This window comes from Xanthomarina sp. GH4-25, from assembly GCF_045363175.1.
Classification (GTDB): domain Bacteria; phylum Bacteroidota; class Bacteroidia; order Flavobacteriales; family Flavobacteriaceae; genus Xanthomarina.
Genome location: NZ_JBJFLO010000001.1, coordinates 206,740 through 226,531, shown reverse-complemented (window position 1 = coordinate 226,531; position 19,792 = coordinate 206,740). Strand labels below are relative to the sequence as shown.

Below are 19,792 nucleotides of genomic sequence, written 5' to 3'. Positions count from 1 at the left end.
CATGAAATACTTTCAAATAGCCCTCTTTTTATTATTAATGTCTTGCAACAATGAAAAAGTGGTGCAACTTCCAGAAATAGCACATTCGGACATTACTGAAATATTAGATGTTTCTGCTGCTTATTTATTTTACGATGAAACTAAAGAAGACAGCATAGAACTTAACAGAAGAACACTTATTAGTACAACAAACTGGCTAGTGAATGTAGATAAACGATTAACCTTAAAACAAGCTATCCCAAAAATTACATTTCTACAAAACAAAAAAAGAAATGCCGAATTGCATAAAAATGATGCTGCAAAAAACTATTTTACTTGTAACGATACCTCTAAAAAAAACTTAGGCTTCATTGAATTTACTCATGTTTACTATATTGAAAAACAACCAAATACAATAAAATTAAAGTTAAATGAATATCGTGTAGTATTTAATAACCCTTCAAATATCGAAATTTCTACTTTTAATATAGAGGATTTAAAATCTTCAGAAGAGACATTATTACAAGACCTAAATAAACTGTTATTAGAAAATGATGAACCAATAACATTACATTTATTTTTTAGTAAAAACTTAAGTTTTCAAAATTATATCACATTTAAATCTCTTTTAAACAAGCTTAAAAACAAACAACTTATTATTGCCAATGAAGAGTTTATTTTTAATTAACTATATTTTGTTAAATTTACCAAAACACCTTACGCTTGGAAATTTTTGATGACCTTTTAAAATTTACAGTTATAGACATTATAGATGTTATTCTAGTAGCACTTCTACTCTATTATGTCTATAAATTAGTAAAAGGCACTGTTGCAATCAACATTTTTATAGGCATTGTTATTATTTATTTTATTTACTTATTAACAGATGCGCTTCAAATGAAGATGCTTAGTAAAATTCTTGGTGGTTTTATGAGCGTTGGTTTAATTGCTTTGATTGTCGTTTTTCAACAAGAAATTAGAAAGTTTTTATTAATGGTAGGCTCTACAAATTTCAGTAAAAGACGAAAATTTTTCAAACAATTTAAATTCTTAAAAACAGAAGCGGATAATAAAACTGATGTAGATTCAATATTAGCTGCTTGCAATAAAATGGCATCTTCTAAAACAGGAGCTCTTATCGTTTTTGAATGCAACAACAATCTCGATTTTCTTGCTAATACTGGCGATGATATGCGAATAAAAGTCACGCAACCCATTATTGAAAGTATCTTTTTTAAAAACAGCCCGTTACATGATGGCGCAATAATAATTGCAGACAATATTGTTAAAGCTACTAGAGTCATTCTTCCAGTAAACAACGAAAAAACCTTGCCTCAACGTTTTGGTTTAAGACATCGAGCAGCAGTAGGAATTACAGAAAAAACAGATGCTTTAGCGCTTGTTGTTAGTGAAGAAACGGGGCAGATTTCTTTTTTTAAAGATGGGGAGTTTATTATGTTTAAAGACACACAAGAACTCTCTCAATTAATAAAACAAGATTTAGTTTAATAAAATATGAATTGCAAAAATTGTGAAACTTTACTAAAAGAAACGGATTTATTTTGCAGTGTCTGTGGGGGAAAAATAATTAAAAACAGACTTACAATTGCTAATCTATTTTCACATTTTAGCGAACAATTTTTAAATTACGATAACCGTTTTATTCAGACATTAATCAAACTATTTACAGATCCGGTTGATGTAATTGATGGATATATTAAAGGTGTTAGAAAAAAATATGTAAATGTTATTAGCTATTTTGCTATTGCATTGACACTTTCAGGGTTTCAAATGTTTTTTATAAATAAATTTTTTCCGGAATTAATGAATATGGATGCTCCAGATCCAAAAGGCATGGAGGGTTTTCAACAAAAAAACATGGACTTCTTGTCAGAATACCAAGGCTTGATTTATATGGCATTAGTTCCTCTTTATGCTATTATTTCTAGAATCACTTTTTTTAATTACAAAACATACAACTATACAGAGCATGTGGTAATTAACATGTATATATCTGCACAAGCAGCCATTGTAAGCACCATTATTATATTAATTAGCGCCTTAACTAATCTAAATATTTTAGTTATAACCTTTATTTTATTACCACTTCAAGCTCTTTATTCGGCTTATAGTTTTAAAAAATTATATCAATTAAATTTTAAAAGCATTTTATTAAAATTCATTTTATTCTTATTGATTTTAATTTTACTCATTGTAGTATGCATCATACTTACGCTTATAGTGGTGTTAATAATAAAACAATATTATTAATCTAAAGATCTAGTTGTCCTAAGCAACTTCTTCATTTAAAAATTGCACTTCGTAAAGGTTTTTGTAGTAACCGTTTGCTTTTTTAAGGAGTTCTTTATGTGTACCAACTTCAACAATTAGTCCAGCATCCATAACAATAATTTTATCTGCCTTTTTAATGGTTGCTAATCTATGTGCAATTACAATAGAGGTTCTACCTTTGGTTATTTTAGCCGTTGCATTTTGAATAAGTTGCTCTGAATAAGAATCTACTGAGGATGTGGCTTCATCTAAAATCAATATACTTGGGTTAGTAACATAAGCTCTTAAAAACGAGATTAATTGGCGTTGCCCAGAAGATAGCATAGCGCCACGTTCTTTAACATTATAGAGATAACCATTAGGCAAACTCATAATAAAATCGTGAATACCTATATCTTTGGCTGCCTGCTCGACATCTTCTTTTGTTATGTCTGGATTATTTAAAGTAATGTTTGTTAAAATAGTATCTGCGAACAGAAACACATCTTGAAGTACAACTGCAATTTGGGCTCGAAGCGACTTTAACGTTAATTCTTTGATGTTGATTGCATCTATACAAATGGTGCCTTTGTTAATGTCGTAAAACCTATTTAACAAATTAATAATGGTGGATTTACCTGCTCCAGTTGCTCCAACAATCGCTACCGTTTCGCCTGCCTTGACATCTAAAGAAATACCTTTTAACACTTCCTCTTCTTCAACATAACTAAAATGCACATCTTTAAATGAAATATTTCCTTGAAAATGAGAAGCTTCTCGAGTTCCTGTATCATCAATTTGCGAAGTCGTTTCAAGAACTTTAAAAACTCTTTTGGCTGCAACCATTCCCATTTGAAGCGTATTAAACTTATCGGCAATTTGTCGAAGTGGCCTAAACAACATAGGAATCATCATGATAAATGCTGTTAAATCACCAAGCGATGCTGTTTGATCCACAACTGTATTTAAACCTCCATACCAAGCAATAAGACCAATAGTAATAGACGATGATAATTCTGCAATAGGAAAGAAAATAGAGTTATACCAAACGGTTTTTAACCAACCTTTTTTATGACGCGCATTAATTACTTGAAATTTCTTATACTCTGTTTCTTCTCTTGTAAACAATTGAAGAATTTTCATTCCGGTAAGGCGTTCTTGGACAAAAGAGTTTAAGTTTGAGACTTCTGTTCTTACCTCTTCAAAAGCACGTTTCATATACTTCTGAAAAATACGTGTCGCATACAACACTAAAGGCAACATCAAGAATACAATAAAACTTAGTTCCCAATTCATATAAAGCATGACAATTGAAACCACCAACATAGTTAGTAAATCCCTAAAAATCATAAATAAACCTTCTCCAAAAACATCTGCAATACGCTCCATATCTGTAACTGCTCTGGTTATTAAAACCCCAACAGAAGAGTTATCGAAGTATTTCATTCTAAACCGAATCATATGATCAAAAAGTTTCACACGAATATCTTTTACCACACTTTGACCAAGAAATCCTGAATAATAAATAAACAACAATTGACATATAACTTCAGCAATAAGAAGTGCTGCCATGGTTAATATATAAGGCATAAAACCTTCCAAGGTTTTAGTAGCAATATTTTTATCTATTGCTTGTTGTAAAATATAGGGTCTTAAAGCTCCAAAAACAGCCAGTAAAATTACGGCAGTTAAAACGCCAATAAAGACATGTTTATAGGGTTTAATAAACTTTAAAAGCTTTTTAAACAATTCAATTTCTAATATGTCGTCTATTTTACTCATATACTTCCAACCATGGAATGTTTTTTAATTGTGTGTTTTAATAGTTTCTGGATATGCAACTTCTATTAAATACAAGCCATGAGCTGGTACAGAAAAACCTGCTTTACTCCTGTTTTTAGATTTAATTATTGTGTGCATATCTTCTACTTCCAGTTTCCCTAATCCTATATTTATTAAAGTGCCAACTATTGCTCGAACCATATTCCTTAAAAACCGGTCTGCTTTTATAGTAAACTGTAATTCGTTATCAACCAAATGCCACTCAGCCTGCATAATGTTACAATGATACGTATTTACATCTGTCTGACTTTTAGAAAAGCATTGAAAGTCTTTATATTCAAATAGTATGTTCGTGGCTTGTTTCATTTTATTTAGATCTAAAACTTGCTTTAAGTAATAAGATTCATCATTATTAAAAACATCTTTATTTAAAGAGATTCTGTATAAATACCCTCGGCTCAAAGCATGAAATCTAGCATGAGCATCAGAATTAACTTTAAAAACATCAAGAATAGCAATATCTTTTGGCAAAAAGGAATTGAGTTTATAAATTAAATCTTGAGCTTTAAAATGAACCTCTGTGTCAAAGTGAGCAAACATTTGTTTGGCATGTACACCAGCATCTGTTCTTCCTGCTCCAACAATGGCTATGGTGTCGTTTAAAAGTGTAGACATAGATTGTTCAATAACTTCTTGAACAGATATCGCATTGGGCTGATTTTGCCAACCATGATAATCTTTACCGTTATATGTAAGCTCTAAAAAATATCTCAATGGATTATGCTATTTTTGTAAAAGGCAAAGATAGAATTTTAATCCTTCTTGAAATTTCAAATAAAAGTTAAATAAAAAAAGTACTTTCTACTTTGGCGAAAAATAAATATGAAAAAAATCCTTTTGCTTTCCGACACACATAGCTATATAGACGAAGCTATTTTAAAACATGTAAAACAAGCTGATGAAGTTTGGCATGCTGGAGATATTGGCGATTTAAATGTCACCAATCAAATAAAAAAACTAAAACCGTTAAAAGCCGTTTTTGGAAATATTGATGGACATGAAGTTAGAGCAGAATTCCCAGAAAACAACAGGTTTATGTGCGAAAGTGTTGATGTTTGGATCACGCATATTGGAGGTTATCCAAATAGGTATGATGTTAGAATAAGAGAAGCCATTAAAAAAAATCCTCCAGATTTATTTATTTGTGGACATTCTCACATCTTAAAAGTCATACCAGATAAAAAGTTAAACTTATTACACATGAATCCTGGAGCAGTTGGAAAGTATGGATTTCATAAAGTAAGAACCATGCTTCGTTTTGTAATAGATGGCAGCAATATAAAAGATTTAGAAGTCATAGAGTTTGAGAATAGGTGATAAAAAAAACCCAAGGTCTTCACCTTGGGTTCACGCACTAATACTACTAAGATGATAGGCTTATCTTAATCGATCTACAGATTTTACGAGATCTTCATCCTTCTTAATGGCCTTATTGGCTAATGCCAAAAACACGATAGAAATAATAGGAAGAAAAATCCCAATACCTTTCTCTGAAACTACAGTTTCTCCAGATAAGTTTAGTGATTGATATACAAATAATCCTAGTAAAAAAAAGTTTAATAATATATTTAGTCGTCCCAACATAAATTGAGATTTCCTATGTTTAAATCTTGAAATAGCTAGTATTGAGAAAAATGCTGACACTAAAAATATGGCAAAAATGTAATTAACATCATCTGCATACACTTTTACGTTCTCAGGAGATGTCCATAATTCAAACACAAAAATAAATCCACCGGAAACTCCAGCAGCGATTAATAGATAGATAGTTTGAATTCTTTGAAGCATTATTTATACTATTTGAAGGCACAAAAATAACAGTTTCTTTTTAAAAATTAACTTAAATAAATAAAATAAAGTTGTATAATTGCAATAATAAGTTACAACTATCACAGTAGTAAGCTATTAATTCTTCAGAATAAAATCAATTTTTTTCAGAAAAATTCAAATTTAATATTTAACACAAATATTCAATTCAACATCCATGTTTGAAATATCACAATTAAAAGAAATGAAGCTTCCTGAGTTACAGGATATAGCTAAAAAGTTGAACGTTTCTAAGTATCGTTCATTAAAAAAATTAGATTTAGTATACCAGATACTAGACCAACAAGCTGCAAATCCAAAAGCAGTTAAAGAGGTTGTAGGAGAAGAACCTAAAAAGGCAACTCCAAAACAGCAAGATAAAAAACCTAGACAGAGAGTCCAAAGACCAGTTAAAGATCAACAAAAGACCGAACAAAAGGTCGATCAGAAACCTGTTCAAAGTGTAAAAGCTGAAACTCCAAAAGCAGAAAACAAAGCTCCTCAACATTCAAAACCTTCAAAACCTACTACTAATACTCAAGACGCAGAAAGTAAAGGTAAGAATGAAAGTAAAGAAGCTCAAAAACCTCATTCGAAGAACGATAATCAAAATCGTCCAAAAAGAGAAAATAAAAACCCGAATCAAAATAAAAAGCAAAATCAAGGAAATTCAAATGGTAATAAAGACACTAGAAACAGGTATCGTGAACCAGATTTTGAGTTTGATGCCATTATTGAAAGTGAAGGTGTTTTAGATGTGATGCAAGACGGTTACGGATTTTTACGTTCATCTGATTATAATTATTTGTCTTCTCCTGATGATATTTATGTATCTCAATCTCAAATAAGATTATTTGGATTAAAAAAAGGAGACACTGTTCTTGGAAATGTGAGACCTCCAAAAGAAGGAGAAAAATATTTTCCTTTAATAAAGGTAAACAAGATTAACGGTCAAAACCCAGAAGTGGTAAGAGATAGAGTTTCTTTTGAACATTTAACGCCTCTTTTTCCTCAAGAAAAATTTAATATAGCTGAAAGGCAAAGTACTATTTCTACTAGAATTATGGACTTGTTTTCTCCAATTGGAAAAGGACAACGTGGTATGATAGTCTCGCAACCAAAAACTGGTAAGACCATGTTATTAAAGGATGTGGCTAATGCAATAGCAGCTAACCATCCTGAAGTATATCAAATGATATTACTAATAGACGAACGTCCAGAGGAAGTAACAGATATGCAACGTAATGTACGTGGAGAAGTTATTGCTTCTACTTTTGATAAAGAAGCTCACGAACACGTAAAAATTGCAGACATTGTTTTAGAAAAAGCAAAACGATTAGTAGAATGTGGACACGATGTTGTTATTCTACTTGATTCTATTACACGTCTGGCTAGAGCTTATAATACGGTGCAACCTGCTTCAGGTAAAATATTAAGTGGTGGTGTAGATGCCAATGCATTACACAAACCAAAACGATTCTTTGGAGCAGCTAGAAATATTGAAAATGGGGGTTCTTTAACCATTATAGCAACTGCTTTAACTGAAACTGGTTCTAAAATGGATGAAGTAATCTTTGAAGAATTTAAAGGTACTGGTAATATGGAATTACAATTAGATAGAAAAATATCTAATCGTAGAATTTTCCCTGCTATCGACCTAACCTCATCAAGCACTAGACGAGATGATATCTTATTAGATGAAACGACTATTCAAAGAATGTGGGTAATGCGTAAATATTTAGCAGATATGAACCCTGTAGAAGCTATGGAGTTTATTAATGAAAGGTTTAAGCAAACTAGAAACAATGAAGAGTTTTTAATATCAATGAACGGATAATTTAAAACCGAATATATACTAAAAAATGCCTTGATAAATTATCAAGGCATTTTTTTATCTAGATGGTATTCAATTAAAAACCTAGAACAAAAAAAGCCCTTCAATTTAAAATTGAAAGGCTTTTTTTTACTTAATAAAAGTAAATTCCTTATAAAGAAGCTACATGCTTAGTTAAGTTAGATTTTAAATTCGATGCTTTGTTTGCATGAATAATATTTTTCTTAGCTAATTTATCAATCATAGAAACTATAGTAGGAAACATTGTCTCAGCTTCTTTTTTAGATTCTAATTCACGTAATCTCTTAATAGCATTACGCGTTGTTTTATGTTGATACTTGTTTCTTAGACGTTTAGCTTCGTTACTTCTAATTCTCTTTAATGCTGACTTATGATTTGCCATTTTATTATCTTTCTTTTATAAAAATTGTAGCCCGTAGGGGAATCGAACCCCTCTTACCAGGATGAAAACCTGGCGTCCTAGCCGATAGACGAACGGGCCATTTTGTTTTGAGTGCGCAAATATATAACTATATATTTAAACTTGCAATACATTTCAAAATAACTAACAATGTTCCCATTGCGGATGCAAAAATACAACTATTTTTAAATGTTGCAACTCCAATATAATTTTTTTTTAAAAATTTTTGTATTAATACGCTTTTGCAAACAATACTCTACGTTTTGAAGGCTTTCCAGTATAGACACATTTGCCAATTACTTCCTTTTCATCCGTTGGAATACATCTAATAGTTGCTTTTGTCAACTCTTTTATTTTAGATTCGGTCTCTTCTGTGCCATCCCAATGCGCTGAAATAAAACCTCCTTTTGTTTCTAGAACCGTTTGAAACTTATCAAAATCGTCTACCAAGGTTATATGAGAGTCTCTATAATCTAATGCTTTTTTATAAAGTGAATTCTGAATCTCAACCATTAAGGTTTCAACTTTAGACGTTACATTATCTAATGCTATAACTTCTTTAGTTAGGGTATCTCTTCTTGCCAATTCTACGGTACCATTTTCCAAATCTTTTGGTCCAATAGCAATTCTTAAGGGCACCCCTTGCAATTCGTGCTGCGCAAACTTTGCTCCAGGTCTTAATGTCGTTCTATTATCAAATTTCACAGAAACGTGCTTAGCTCTTAAATCGCTCATCATTAAATTGGCAATTTTAGAAATCTCTTCTAATTGTTCATCCGTTTTATAAATTGGCACAATAACAACTTGATTTGGTGCTAAATTTGGTGGTAATACTAAACCATGGTCATCACTATGCGTCATAATTAATGCTCCCATAAGTCTGGTTGAAACTCCCCAAGACGTTGCCCAAACATAATCTTGTTTTCCTTCTTTAGAAGTAAACTTGACATCAAAAGCTTTGGCAAAATTCTGTCCTAAAAAATGAGATGTTCCAGCTTGTAATGCTTTTCCATCTTGCATTAATGCTTCAATACAATAAGTTTCAACAGCTCCAGCAAAACGTTCGCTTTCTGTTTTTAAACCTTTAATAACTGGAATTGCCATAAAATTTTCAGCAAATGTAGCATACACATTATTCATTAACTCTGCCTCTTGAATTGCTTCAGCTTTTGTTTCGTGAGCCGTATGTCCTTCTTGCCATAAAAATTCTGCTGTTCTTAAAAATAATCGTGTTCTCATTTCCCAACGCACCACATTAGCCCATTGGTTAATTAATAATGGTAAATCTCTATAAGATTGAATCCATCCTTTATAAGTATTCCAAATAATGGCTTCACTAGTTGGTCTAACAATAAGTTCTTCTTCTAATTTAGCTTCTGGATCAACCCGCAATTTCCCTGGGTTATCAGGATCGTTTTGTAATCTATAATGTGTCACTATAGCACATTCTTTGGCAAATCCTTCAGCATTTTTCTCCTCAGCCTCAAATAAACTTTTTGGTACAAATAAAGGGAAATATGCATTTTGATGCCCTGTTTCTTTAAACATGCGATCTAATTCTGCTTGCATTTTTTCCCAAATAGCATAACCATAAGGTTTAATTACCATACAACCTCTTACTGCAGAGTTTTCAGCTAGGTCTGCTTTTACAACAAGTTCGTTATACCATTTAGAGTAGTCTTCTGCTCTACTTGTAAGTTTTTTGCTCATATCCAGGTTTTTGGCACAAATATTGTGATTATGTTAAAAATAGAAATAGTTGCGCAAAACTAACTATTTTTGTTATGTTCAACAATAAAATTCAAGAGATATGCAAATTAATAACTCCTTTTTAACTAAAACACCATATGTAGCTGTATTTAGCTTGTTTGCTGTTTTGGCATCTTGTGGATCTTCACAATATGCTTCACAAGACAATGATGGTATTTACGGTTCAGACACAAGTGTTGAATATCAAGAAAATTCGGTAGCAGAAACTAAGTCGGTTTCCGAAAGCCAAGCTTATTATAAAAATTACTTCAAAGAAAAGTCTTTAGAATACCAAATCCCTGAAGAAGATGAAATTTTCACAGATGTTGATGGCTATGAAGGTGAATATACTGAAGTACAAGACTCCTTAGAAACGGAATACAATAGTTATGCAGGTTGGGGAGAAGACAATAGTGAAGTTTCAATTACTATAAATACAGGTTTTAATTATGGCTGGGGTTATAATCCTTGGTATACGCCATATTACTATGGTGGTTTTTATCCTTATTATAGCTACGGCTGGGGCTATTACAATCCTTGGTATCCTTATTATGGTGGTGGCTACTATGGTGGATATTATGGAGGTGGATATTATTATGGCTATGGAGGAAGAAGCTTAGCCTATAATCACGGAAGACGTGGCAGTTATTATGGAGGAAGCGGTTATTATAATAGAAATTCTAATTATTACGGTTCACGAGCAAGAACTACACGTTCTAGTTTAGGTTATACAAATGCAAGAACTAGAAATTCTTCAACAACTGTTAGGCCAAATTCAACTGTTCGTTCAAGAACAACTACCAGACCAAGTCAAAGCACAACAACTTCTAGAACAAGAACGAGAACTACTACTAGACCTAATTCAGGGGTAGTTTCTCCAACGAGACCAAGTACAACAACCACGAAGCCAACGAGATCGACAACTACTAAAACAAGAACAAATTCTAGACCTAGAAGTAGTTCGACAAGAAACTATTCCCCAAGTAGATCTTCGGGTAGCTCTCCTTCATTTTCATCTGGAGGTGGTAGCAGAAGCTCTGGTGGCTCAAGAGGAAGAAGATAAAATTGTTTAAAAGAAAAAGAAAAATATGAAAAAGTTAATATTACTATTCGTAGGTGTTATGTCTATGGCAAATTTTTATGCCCAAGATGTTACAGATGCTCTAAGATACACGCAAGACGATGTTCAGGGCACAGCTAGATATAGAGCCTTAAGTGGTGCTTTTGGTGCACTGGGTGGCGATTTAAGTGCTATAAGTATCAATCCAGCTGGTTCTGCAGTTTTTAATGGGAGTCATATTTCATTATCCTTATCGAATAACAACACTAAAAATGATGTTCAGTATTTTAACGGAGTTAACACTTCTAAAGATTCTAATATTGACTTAAACCAAACAGGGGCTTCTTTTGTGTTTAGAAACCCTAACAGTAATTCAGATTGGTCTAAATTTGCATTTAGTGCAACTTATGATAAAGCAAAAAATTATAATACCGATTGGTTAGCCTATGGAAATAGTCCAACTTCTATAGATAGATATTTTCTTGGTATTACCGAAAATCAAGCCGTTCCTTTTGGCGTATTAAAACTTCAACCAGGCGAATATCTTGAAGAAGCTTATGCTGATATAGGTTCTAGTGCAAATTATGGTTATCCTGTTCAACAAGTTTTTCTTGGTTATTGGTCTGGTATTATTGATCCCGTAAATTTAGATAATGACACTAATAATGATGAAACTAATTACTTTTCTAATACAGCACCTGCAGAGTCTTTTTACCAAGAATACAGCTATGCTTCTTCTGGTTATAATGGTAAATTTTCATTGAACTTTTCGACAGCTTTTAAAGACAGACTGTATTTAGGAGTTAATTTAAACACCCATTTTATAAACTATGATAAGTTTACGAGTTTTTATGAAACTAATAATGACCCAGATTCTTTAACAAGAAATATTGTTTTCGAAAACTGGCTTTCTACTATTGGATCTGGTTTTTCTTTTCAATTAGGCGCCATAGCTAAGGTGACTAATGATTTAAGACTAGGTTTATCATACAATTCTCCAACATGGTACCGTATAGAAGAAGAATTAATTCAAGGAATCGATTCTAACATTGCAGACCCAGACATTGGATATATTTCAGACATTATAAACATTTATCCTGCATATAACCTCCAGTCTCCAGGTAAATTTACTGGTAGTTTAGCTTATGTTTTTGGAGAATTCGGACTAATTAGTTTTGATTACTCTCTTAAAGATTACGGAAACACGAAGTTTAAACCTACATCTGACTCTTATTTTGCAAAACAAAACAATGCTATAAACAATCAATTAACTACTGCTTCAACTTATAGAGTTGGTGGCGAAGTAAGATTAAAACAACTAAGTTTGAGAGGTGGTTATAGATTTGAAGAAAGTCCGTATAAAAACGGAAACACTTTAGGTGATCTAACAGGTTATTCTGTAGGTTTAGGCTATAGCTTTGGTAATTTTAAATTAGATATGGCTTTCGATCAAGCCAAGCAATCTTCTGAATATAGACTGTATAATAATTCAGGGTTCTTAAATACAGCTTCTATAGATTCAAGACTTACCAATGTAACTCTTACAGTTGGTTTTAATTTATAACCCATTAATTCGTTAGATTTTATAAACTATAGGTGTCCATTTAATTTTAACTAAGCCTTATTAAATCTAATTAAAATTAGAAACGATTAAACATAAAAAAACTCAGACTAACCAGTCTGAGTTTTTTTTATTAATTAAATATGTAAAGAACTATCTCTTTAAACTAAAGTGTGCTTTAAATTGTTTTTGTGCACCTTCACTTTCACCTAATTCTCTATAGTCAATAGTAAACCAATAGTCACTTGAAGGCAGTAATTCTCCATTATAAGTGCCATCCCATCCTGGACCATTTGGACTTAATTGCTTCAGTAGTTTCCCATAACGATCGTAAATAAATATTTTAGCATCATATTGATTTTCAATACCAACTATCTGCCAAGTATCATTATGTCCATCATTGTTAGGTGTAAAGAACAATGGATAATCCATTAACAGAACAACATCGCTAGCAATACCACAACCATTTAAATCTCTTGCTTGGACAACATGTTCTCCAAAAGGGACATTATAGAACGTATAAGTATTAGAATTTGGCTCATTACTCACCCAAGGTCCATTATCGATGCTAAACTCAAATAAAGCTGCACCATCTCCTGTTGCAGTTACTACTACAACATGATTACTAGCAAAAGCTTCTGTAGCTACGGTTGCTGTAACGATAGGAGGCGAACTTAATTGAACAATTGCAGAATCTGAACTTGTACATCCATTATTAATATCTGTTACAGTTACAGTATAATTACCTGCAACCGTTGGCATGTAAGAAGATGCGACACTTAAAATTGTTGTTGGATCACCATCTTCAACCCACTCAAAAGTAAATAAAGCTGGACTTAAACCTGTATCCATAATTGGGTTACCAATTACTTCAGTTCCATTAAGATTAACACATATGGTATATAAATCATCTAAATCGAATGCCGGAATTGGATCCACTCTTAATGTTAATGGTTTTACATCATAACAAATAGAGTTTGCATTGGTATTATTATCTATTCGCACCCAAATAATTTGAGGGTTAGACTGGTTTACATAAGGTGAAGAAGTGTCGATAGCATTTGTAGGCACTTCCGCATCAGCTTCACTTTCATAATATGAAACGATAAAATCAACCGGATCTTGACCATTTAATAAAAGGGTATTTTGAGATAATAAATCGAATTCGATGGTATCGTTTGATGTATCGTTATCAAACTCCATATTATCATCACATAAAGCATAGGTGTTGTAATTCGGATTCACCTCAGCTGCTTCCTGAACTTCAATAAAGAAACTAACAGTTGCCACATCACACCCTGTAATAGTATTGGTGATGTTTACAAAAATTTCTTGTGGATTAAGAGGCTGACCAGGATTTGCAGGATCCATCATATTGGTATAAGCAGATGGATTTGCTATAAATCCAATGCCTGATTGCGCAGCAGCTAAACTTGTATAATACGTTACAGCAAATTCTGGTTCTGGTTGTCCGTTTAAAATATCATCATTTCTAACCGTTAAATCAAAAGTATAAAAACCATCTGTATTCAATTCACAAGCAAGAATATCATCAACAGGAACCGTATCTGGTAGTGGGTTTACAATAATATCGAAAGATACAATTGTATAACATCCGGTTCCAGTATCCAATGGGTTTGCAGGATCGCCAGTATTTGTAACACGTACATATATCGTTTGTGTTGGATCTGTATTTGGATATGCTGTTGGGTTTGGAATTGGGCTATTTCCAGTTTCTGCATCTGCCATGGATGTATGATAAGTTACCGATTCATCAAGAGCATTTAACATAGCAGCTTCATTAGCAGTGATATCGAAAATCTCTTCTAAATCTCCAGGATTATTATCATCACATAATTCTAAATTTTGTAATACTGGATTAGGAGTTGGAACCGAGTTTACAACTAAAGTTAATGTAGATAACGCATAACAATCTACCCCATTTGCTGTGGAGGATACCGTTACAAATATGGTTTGTGGATTGTGTGGTAAACCTCCAATAGATGTATTTGCATAAGCCGTATAATCTGGAATAGGATTATTTGCAGTAACATCTGCCATGGTTTCAAAATAATTAACAGTCCAACTTGAATTTCCTCCAGTAATAAGATCGTCTTGAACCGTTAAATCAAAAATAGCATAGCCATCATTATTAACTGTATCGTCACAAATTTCATATTGTAAAGCTTGAGTTGTAGTTACTGGTACTGGCAACGGATTTACTATCAACTCTAAAGTTGTAACCGTATAGCATGTTGTTGCTATATTTTCAACTCTCACACCTATAATCTGATTAGGAGCTACTGTATTTGTATAGGTAGCAGGTGCCGCAATATAAGTTGGTGCTGTTGGTCCAACTTCAGCATCTGCTATATCTCCATAATAAGTAACCGTATAATCTAAAGGACTTAATCCATTTAAAATTTCGGTGTTTCTTATAGTTAAATCAAATTGTGTCATACCATCTGCCACACCATCATCATCACACAACACTATAGGTTCTGGATTCATTTCAATTTCTGGAGTTTCATCTACAATTAATTCAAACTGCACAATTGTTGGACAGTCTGTAGTGGCACCAACATAATCTACACGTACATAAATTGTTTGAAAATCTTCGTATACATTATCATACGGACTGCTTAATGGTAAATCATCGTCCAAGGCATTTTGATAGGTTTGGTGAAAAGTAACTTCCAATGCAGGATCCGTAGTTATTAATGCAATATTACTATCTAAATCGAAAGTTCCAAAACCATCGTTATCAGGATCACAATAATGTAAATCTGGTGGTGTATTTGCTGCTGGAGCATTTACTACACCAAGTGTTAATGTCGTGAAATCATGACAACCCGTAGTTACATCTTCCACTCTAACATGAAGTATTTCCCCATCTGTACCAATATAAGCTATATCAGAAGGCATTACTTGAGGCGTACCATTTTGAGCTGCTAATAAAGTATTGTAATAGGTTATTATATAATTAGTATTCCCTCCAGATATTTCATTGTTTTTAATTGTTAAATCCATTTCAGTCATTCCATCAGGAATGTTATCATCGCATACAATTAATGGTGTTGGCGCAACAACTGTTGGTAATGAATTAATGGCAACAACAAAGCTATTTTCATCTGAACAATTTGGAGTTGTGCCTGTTTCAGCATACACATAAATAGTTTGTGTACTTGTAATAGCATCTCCGGCATTTAAAACCGTTCCTGTTCCCCCTGTTCCTGTATAATAAGTCCCATTTGTTAATACTGGTAAGGTATAAGTAACACATTCAGTTACATCTGAAGGTGCATCTACTAAAGGTGTCGCATTAATGGTAACAACAAAATTGTTTTCGTCTGAACAATTTGGTGTGGTACCAGTTTCAGCATACACATAAATAGTTTGAGTGGTCGTTATAGCATCTCCTGCGTTTAACATCGTTCCTGCTCCTCCTGCTCCTGTATAATAAGCTCCTACCGTTAAGGCTGGTAAGGTATAACTATCACATGCTGTTACATCTGTTGGCGCATCGGCTACAGGAGTTGCATTAATGGTAACCACAAAACTATTCTCATCTGAACAATTTGGTGTGGTTCCTGTTTCTTCATACACATAAATAGTTTGTGTAGACGTGATGGCATCCCCTGCATTTAACACCGTTCCCGTTCCCCCTATTCCTGTATAATAAGTACCATTTGTTAGTGCTGGCAAAGTATAACTATCACACATGGTGACATCTACTGGTGCGTCTACAGTTGGTGTTGTATTAATAGTGACTACAAAATTATTTTCAGCAAAACAATTGGGTGTCGTTCCTGTTTCGGCATACACATAAATAGTTTGTGTAGCCGTGATGGCATCTCCTGGGTTTAAAACAGTTCCAGTACCTCCTGTTGCTGTATAATATGTTCCCCCTGTTAAAGCAGGCAGGATATAAGTATCACATGCAGATACATCTACTGGCGCATCAACGGTTGGTGTGTTATTAATGGTGACTACAAAACTGTTTTCATCTGTACAATTAGGCGTCGTTCCTGTTTCACCATATATATAAATAGTTTGAGTAGTCGTGATAGCATCTCCAGCATTTAACGCTGTTCCAGTTCCTCCTGTTCCAGTGTAATAATTACCACTAACTAAAGCTGGTAAAATATAACTATCACATGCTGTCACATCCATTGGTGCATCTACCGTTGGCGTTGTATTTACAACAACGGTTACTGTATTTGTTGCCGAATCGTTAGGTGGTGTTAATCCACTATCTGTTAAAGTCACTTCGTAAGTGATGGTTGCAGCAGGTGGTGGCGATAAAAGCAAGGTTGGATTCGTACCAACAACAGTTGCATTTCCTTGAACTGTCCAACTATAGCTATAAGTTCCTACGGCTACACCAGGTGATGGGTTTGCTGTTAAAGTCACATCAGCACCTGCATCATGACATATAGAAGGCATGTCGGCTGTTGCCGTTACAGAAATGGTACAAACATCAATGGTGACTACAAAACTGTTCTCATCTGAACAATTTGGTGTGGTTCCTGTTTCAGCGTACACATAAATGGTTTGCGAAGTTGTAATTAAATCTCCTGCATTTAAAACAGTTCCTGTTCCTCCTGCTCCTGTATAATAGGTCCCATTTGTTAAAGCTGGTAATGCATATTCATTACATATCGTAACATCAGCTGGGTTATCAACAACTGGCGTAGTATTAATAGTAACTACAAAGCTATTTTCAGCAAAACAATTGGGTGTCGTTCCTGTTTCTTCATAAACATAAATAGTTTGCGAACTATTTATAGATGTCCCAGCTGTAATTAGCCCCCCTGTACCTCCTGGACCGTTATAATATTGTCCACCCGTTAAGGCTGGTAACACATAACTGTCACAAGCAGTGACATCTGTTGGGTTATCAATAACTGGGGTAGGATTAATCGTAACTACAAAACTGTTTTCATCAAAACAATTAGGAGTCGTACCTGTTTCTTCATACACATAAATAGTTTGTGTACTGGTTATAGAGTCTCCTGCATTTAAGACCGTTCCGGTTCCTCCAGCGCCAGTGTAGTACGTGCCACTTCCTAAAGGTAATAATGTATAACTATCGCATTCAGTCACATCAGCAGGATTATCAACTGTAGGCGTAGTATTAACCGTTACCGTAACTGTATTGGTTGTTGTATCGTTTGGTGGAGTTAATCCACTGTCTGTTAACGTTACTTCGTAGGTAATGGTTGCAGCTGGTGGTGGTGATAAAAGTAAGGTTGGGTTCGTACCAACAACGGTTGCATTTCCTTGTACAGTCCAACTATAACTATAAACCCCTACAGCTACTGCTGGTGAAGGAGTTGCTGTTAAAGTAACATCTAATCCAGCATCATGACAGATAGAAGGCATATCGGCTGTTGCCGATACGGATAATGTACAAGTATCAATAGTGACTACAAAACTATTTTCATCAAAACAATTTGGTGTGGTACCCGATTCCCCATACACATAAATAGTCTGAGTAGTGGTAATAACATCTCCTGCATTTAACATGGTTCCGGTACCTCCCGGTCCACCTGTGGCAGTATAGTAGTCTCCAACTGTTAATGCGGGTAAGGTATAATCATTACAAGCTGTCACATCTGCTGGTGCATCAACAGTTGGTGTTACATTTACAATCACTGTTTCTGAAACAGACATGGGACCACCACAAACAGAATTATAATTATTAGCCGATAATAAGTTTATAGTTTGTGTGGTAGCAACTCCTGTAAGTGTAATAACATGAACTCCACTAGCATCTAAAGTAATAGACTGAGTAGCACCTCCATTGATGTTGTATTCTACCACATCGTTTTCAGACCCTGTAATAGTAAACACAGCATCACCAGTATCACAAAGATCGGCACTACTTGTTACAGTTACAGCTGGCGTTGGTGCTACTACAACAGTAATAGGTCTATAAGCCACACGTTCTGTATAAGGAGGCAAAGCATCTGTATAGGTTACTTGGGCTATATAAGTGGTGGTTACGCTTGGGGTTACTGTTAGGTTTGTTGGATCGGTTCCAATAACCGTTCCTGTTTCGTCTAACCATTCAAAGCTTGTAATAGGTGTGCCATTTGGGTAAAACTGCCAAGCCTCTGGAGCTGTAAATGGGATATCCCAAGTTCCAGTATTTCTTCCTGGAGGTGCAATTCCCTGTGTCCCTGCTGGATTTTGTATTCCTATAACTGCATTACCTCCATTCCAAGAACAGACAGGCTTTTGAAATATATAGGTTTCAATGACATTGGTAGTTTCATAAAACATGATCATTTGTGATGTTCTTAATGATGTGCATCCAAATTGTGGTGGATTATAGAAACTAAACACAAACACTCTAAAAGGTGCTTCTCCTTTTACCCCATATGTTATATTATAACTTGAAGCAGGTACTCCTCCTGCTCCAGGATAAATATCATGCATTGCACCAAAAATATTTGCACCAGTAAATGCAGCTGCATTATTTGGAATTTGATTTGCTGCATTAAATGACCATTCATGAAAAGTATTGGCTTTTGCTGTATTAAAGCTCACGGCTCCATTCGTAGATAACACACACTGGGAGTAATCTGTTTGATAAAACTCAAAATCGAAAGCAAAGTTTAAAATAGGACTCCAAACATCGTCAGTATTTATTGCTGTATCTCCTGCTGTATCTCCAAACGAAAAAGGAGGATTCATAGGAATAGATCTAACACCATAACTATTAGATTCTCCTACGACTGTATAATCTGCAGTTAGTGTTAAAGGAGGAATGGTTCCTGTATTTAAATCGATACAAAAAGCGTCTGTAATACACACATTATTACCACAATTAACAGATCCACTGCTTGCAGAAATTGTCATTTCAGAAGATCCTGAACCAGAACTAATTGTTCCTGGAAAAACTCTAATTTCAATAACAGCTGTATCGCAATTAGTTGGTGCAGCATTTTCGCATACTTCATAGGTAATGTAATAAATACCTTGAGGTGTATTAGCTGCAATATTTACAAAACCTAATGGGTTAAAAGTTATAAATCCAGTTGGATCTGGAACCGTTTCTGTAAAGGTAAAGTTGCCATAAGTTCCAAAATTAAGTGCAGTTCCATTAAAATAATCGTTTAAAAAAACACGATCTCCACTTGAGGTGGATGCGTTTGGATTATCGGCTCTACCAACCAGAACATCATCTATTGCAATAAGTTGCGCAAAAGAGATATTAACAAACAAAAAACAACATAACGTAATTATCTTTTTCATAGGGAA

13 protein-coding genes and 1 tRNA gene are annotated in these 19,792 nt (G+C 33.9%); 7 read left to right on the top strand and 7 right to left on the bottom strand.

Going from position 1 to position 19,792, the window contains the following annotated elements:
- Position 1: 1 nt before the first annotated feature.
- Genes ACI5KZ_RS01015 through ACI5KZ_RS01005 form a run of 3 tightly spaced genes read left to right on the top strand, consistent with a single transcriptional unit; the run spans position 2 to position 2,250 of the window.
- Positions 2-667, top strand: coding sequence for a hypothetical protein (locus tag ACI5KZ_RS01015; protein WP_123808289.1), 666 nt, complete (start codon positions 2-4; stop codon positions 665-667).
- A 35-nt stretch (positions 668-702) separates the two neighbouring features.
- Positions 703-1,488 (top strand): diadenylate cyclase CdaA, encoded by a 786-nt coding sequence (gene cdaA, locus ACI5KZ_RS01010; RefSeq protein ID WP_109307669.1) that lies wholly within the window; start codon positions 703-705, stop codon positions 1,486-1,488.
- Between the two features lie 6 nt (positions 1,489-1,494).
- A complete protein-coding gene (locus ACI5KZ_RS01005) occupies positions 1,495-2,250 on the top strand; it encodes a DUF3667 domain-containing protein (RefSeq protein WP_406846622.1) in 756 nt (251 codons plus the stop codon).
- A gap of 18 nt (positions 2,251-2,268) precedes the next feature.
- On the opposite strand, the gene ACI5KZ_RS01000 is transcribed toward ACI5KZ_RS01005, so the two are convergent.
- Both ACI5KZ_RS01000 and truA read right to left on the bottom strand, forming a co-directional pair.
- Positions 2,269-4,032, bottom strand: coding sequence for an ABC transporter ATP-binding protein (locus tag ACI5KZ_RS01000; RefSeq protein WP_109307667.1), 1,764 nt, complete (start codon positions 4,030-4,032; stop codon positions 2,269-2,271).
- A gap of 24 nt (positions 4,033-4,056) precedes the next feature.
- On the bottom strand, positions 4,057-4,806 hold the full coding sequence (gene truA / locus ACI5KZ_RS00995; protein WP_109307666.1) for a tRNA pseudouridine(38-40) synthase TruA: 750 nt from the start codon (positions 4,804-4,806) through the stop codon (positions 4,057-4,059).
- 108 nt (positions 4,807-4,914) lie between these two features.
- Between truA and ACI5KZ_RS00990 the strand changes: the two genes are divergently transcribed.
- Complete coding sequence (locus tag ACI5KZ_RS00990) at positions 4,915-5,409, top strand: metallophosphoesterase (RefSeq protein WP_109307665.1); 495 nt, start codon at positions 4,915-4,917, stop codon at positions 5,407-5,409.
- A gap of 60 nt (positions 5,410-5,469) precedes the next feature.
- Here ACI5KZ_RS00990 and ACI5KZ_RS00985 read toward each other — a convergent pair whose 3' ends face one another.
- Positions 5,470-5,880, bottom strand: a complete 411-nt coding sequence (locus tag ACI5KZ_RS00985; RefSeq protein WP_109307664.1) for a DUF4293 domain-containing protein — start codon at positions 5,878-5,880, stop codon at positions 5,470-5,472.
- A 196-nt stretch (positions 5,881-6,076) separates the two neighbouring features.
- Between ACI5KZ_RS00985 and rho the strand changes: the two genes are divergently transcribed.
- Positions 6,077-7,735 (top strand): transcription termination factor Rho, encoded by a 1,659-nt coding sequence (gene rho / locus ACI5KZ_RS00980; protein ID WP_406846621.1) that lies wholly within the window; start codon positions 6,077-6,079, stop codon positions 7,733-7,735.
- 148 nt (positions 7,736-7,883) lie between these two features.
- Here rho and rpsT read toward each other — a convergent pair whose 3' ends face one another.
- The 3 genes from rpsT to proS form a co-directional block, all read right to left on the bottom strand.
- Positions 7,884-8,135 carry a 30S ribosomal protein S20 gene (gene rpsT, locus ACI5KZ_RS00975; protein WP_109307662.1) on the bottom strand — a complete coding sequence of 84 codons (252 nt, stop codon included), beginning with the start codon at positions 8,133-8,135 and terminating at the stop codon, positions 7,884-7,886.
- Positions 8,136-8,162: 27 nt separating this feature from the next.
- Positions 8,163-8,234, bottom strand: a tRNA-Glu gene (locus tag ACI5KZ_RS00970).
- A gap of 150 nt (positions 8,235-8,384) precedes the next feature.
- Positions 8,385-9,863: a proline--tRNA ligase gene (gene proS / locus ACI5KZ_RS00965; RefSeq protein ID WP_406846620.1), complete on the bottom strand. Its 1,479-nt coding sequence runs from the start codon at positions 9,861-9,863 to the stop codon at positions 8,385-8,387.
- A 100-nt stretch (positions 9,864-9,963) separates the two neighbouring features.
- Here proS and ACI5KZ_RS00960 point away from each other — a divergent pair, with 100 nt between their 5' ends.
- Together ACI5KZ_RS00960 and ACI5KZ_RS00955 are read left to right on the top strand one after the other, a co-directional pair.
- Complete coding sequence (locus ACI5KZ_RS00960) at positions 9,964-10,965, top strand: hypothetical protein (protein WP_406846619.1); 1,002 nt, start codon at positions 9,964-9,966, stop codon at positions 10,963-10,965.
- Positions 10,966-10,990: 25 nt separating this feature from the next.
- The gene (locus ACI5KZ_RS00955; RefSeq protein WP_406846618.1) at positions 10,991-12,526 is read left to right on the top strand and encodes an OmpP1/FadL family transporter; all 1,536 of its coding nucleotides are present in this window, start codon (positions 10,991-10,993) and stop codon (positions 12,524-12,526) included.
- A 150-nt stretch (positions 12,527-12,676) separates the two neighbouring features.
- Here ACI5KZ_RS00955 and ACI5KZ_RS00950 read toward each other — a convergent pair whose 3' ends face one another.
- Positions 12,677-19,786 (bottom strand): T9SS type B sorting domain-containing protein, encoded by a 7,110-nt coding sequence (locus tag ACI5KZ_RS00950; RefSeq protein WP_406846617.1) that lies wholly within the window; start codon positions 19,784-19,786, stop codon positions 12,677-12,679.
- Between the last annotated feature and the right edge of the window lie 6 nt (positions 19,787-19,792).

Excerpts from the sequence above, each read along its gene's own strand:
- ACI5KZ_RS00985 (WP_109307664.1), bottom strand. The coding sequence starts at position 5,880 with ATGCTTCAAAGAATTCAAACTATCTATCTATTAATCGCTGCTGGAGTT.
- ACI5KZ_RS00960 (WP_406846619.1), top strand. The coding sequence starts at position 9,964 with ATGCAAATTAATAACTCCTTTTTAACTAAAACACCATATGTAGCTGTA.
- ACI5KZ_RS00990 (WP_109307665.1), top strand. The coding sequence starts at position 4,915 with ATGAAAAAAATCCTTTTGCTTTCCGACACACATAGCTATATAGACGAA.
- ACI5KZ_RS01000 (WP_109307667.1), bottom strand. The coding sequence starts at position 4,032 with ATGAGTAAAATAGACGACATATTAGAAATTGAATTGTTTAAAAAGCTT.
- rpsT (WP_109307662.1), bottom strand. The coding sequence starts at position 8,135 with ATGGCAAATCATAAGTCAGCATTAAAGAGAATTAGAAGTAACGAAGCT.
- ACI5KZ_RS01015 (WP_123808289.1), top strand. The coding sequence starts at position 2 with ATGAAATACTTTCAAATAGCCCTCTTTTTATTATTAATGTCTTGCAAC.
- rho (WP_406846621.1), top strand. The coding sequence starts at position 6,077 with ATGTTTGAAATATCACAATTAAAAGAAATGAAGCTTCCTGAGTTACAG.
- ACI5KZ_RS00955 (WP_406846618.1), top strand. The coding sequence starts at position 10,991 with ATGAAAAAGTTAATATTACTATTCGTAGGTGTTATGTCTATGGCAAAT.
- ACI5KZ_RS01005 (WP_406846622.1), top strand. The coding sequence starts at position 1,495 with ATGAATTGCAAAAATTGTGAAACTTTACTAAAAGAAACGGATTTATTT.
- ACI5KZ_RS00950 (WP_406846617.1), bottom strand. The coding sequence starts at position 19,786 with ATGAAAAAGATAATTACGTTATGTTGTTTTTTGTTTGTTAATATCTCT.
- proS (WP_406846620.1), bottom strand. The coding sequence starts at position 9,863 with ATGAGCAAAAAACTTACAAGTAGAGCAGAAGACTACTCTAAATGGTAT.